1 protein-coding gene is annotated in these 1,697 nt (G+C 36.5%); it reads right to left on the bottom strand.

Features of this window, described 5'->3' with window-relative positions; translation table 11 throughout:
* Positions 1–176 precede the first annotated feature (176 nt).
* On the bottom strand, positions 177–1,514 hold the full coding sequence (locus I4V44_RS17350) for an IS4 family transposase (RefSeq protein ID WP_196003017.1): 1,338 nt from the start codon (positions 1,512–1,514) through the stop codon (positions 177–179).
* Positions 1,515–1,697 lie beyond the last annotated feature (183 nt).

The following is a 1,697-nucleotide window of genomic DNA, read 5'->3' as shown; positions in this document are numbered from 1 at the left end:
CAATGGTATTTAGATAAATAAAGCATATTCCGGAGATTACTTGACATTTAAAAAGAAATGCCTTGAAAAATTTATGAAATATGAAAATGGTTAAATTCTTGTTCGTTTTGCCAACGACAAATAAGCAGATTTTCATCTGCTTGAAAAAGTGATATACTATCAGTTGATGATACTGTTTAGGAAACACGGTATATCAGATATTTGGGTTTTCTGAAATGAGCCGTTTTAAGCCTTGGGAATTGTCGATCGCAGCGGATCGGGACTAATTCCTTTTGTAACAGTGCCATCACATTTATGGAATCTGTCTCCGTGTGGAGACGGAGATAGATTCTGCATATATGTGCAGCAAGCGTAAAGTTTACTTTATAGGAATATTTACGTTTCCCATGAACGACTACAGTATGAGCAACAAGAAGTTCCGTGGCATTATAAGCGATAAACTTCGCCCATATTTCCTGTTTTATAAAATCAGGTTTATAGCTGTGATAATGACTTAATCCAATCGTATATTTCAATTTTCGAAAAGAGGATTCGATCCCCCATCTGGAATTATAGATTTCTTTAAGCTTTTCAACAGGAAAGTTTTTTTCCGGAAGATTTGTCACAAGGCATTCATAAGTATCTTCTGATATTGGAAACCGTACGATCCGAAAAGTCAGATCATAAGTATCTTCTGAGCCATATTTTATGTAGTCAAAAGAAGCTGCCTGGTCAACATATCTTCGGTAAAAACCATCTTTGATTTTTATAGATTTACGATGGGATCTCGTAAGAGTTACGTCAACAGTTATATCAAATGTATCAGAATCCGGAAAAACAAAGTTCCCAATCAACCCTTTGCTTGTAATGTCTTTTGTACGAAAAACAAAATACTGTTCTTTTTCGATCACGTGAGCCATGTTGTTATAAGAGCAATACCCTCTGTCCCCGATAAAAATAGTTCTTTGATCCGGGTGAGGGATATGTCTGTCTACAAGCTGGCAAAAAGCAAGGAACTCATCTTTTTTGTGTGCAGACTGAAGAATGGCATCGGTATAGATCCGTTTATTTATGTCATAAAAGGCATTAATGTGTATGCTGTAAAAGCCGGAGGCAGAATGTCCTTCTGAGATAAAATAATCATCAGACGAATACTTTGAAAAGCTGAAAAAAGAAGTAGTAGAACCATCAGCAGCAATGTATTGATACTGCTGTTCCTGCTTTGAAAGTTCAAGCTTTTCGGAAGAAGAAGTAAACTCATGGAATACAGCTTCCAGAGCCTCTGGCATCATTTGGGAACGCCTTTGATTTAGGGCAGATATAGAAGGGAGATCCTCTGACATTTGAAAGAAATCCAGAAATTCGCATTTCGTGGATGAAGCACCTTGAGAAATAAGGAACGAAATAACATGATCTGGGGAAAGTTTTCGTATACGAGAATAATCGTGTCCCGGATTATAAACAAAGGAATCCATATGCGATGTAACCGTTGCTATAGAATGCTTAAGAGTATCTTTAAGTTTTAAATGGAACATAGGTATGTGCCTCCTGAATTAGAAAAATTTTAATTTCTAATTCAAAGGCCGCTCTCATTACCTCACAATAATATCAGTAATGAGAGCGGCCGCAGATTCCAGCTTAAAAGTCAAGGCTTTTGTAATCTTTTTGTTAGACCCTTAAGACTAACTAAGGGTATAGATTATCTAAATACCATTGGT

This window comes from Blautia sp. 1001283B150304_161114_C9, assembly GCF_015668165.1.
Classification (GTDB): Bacteria; Bacillota; Clostridia; order Lachnospirales; family Lachnospiraceae; genus Blautia_A; species Blautia_A wexlerae.
The sequence above is the reverse complement of the archived record's forward strand: the minus strand, read 5'-3'. Positions and strand labels throughout refer to the sequence as shown.

Coding starts and splice junctions, on each gene's coding strand:
- I4V44_RS17350 (WP_196003017.1), bottom strand. CDS start 1,514: ATGTTCCATTTAAAACTTAAAGATACTCTTAAGCATTCTATAGCAACG.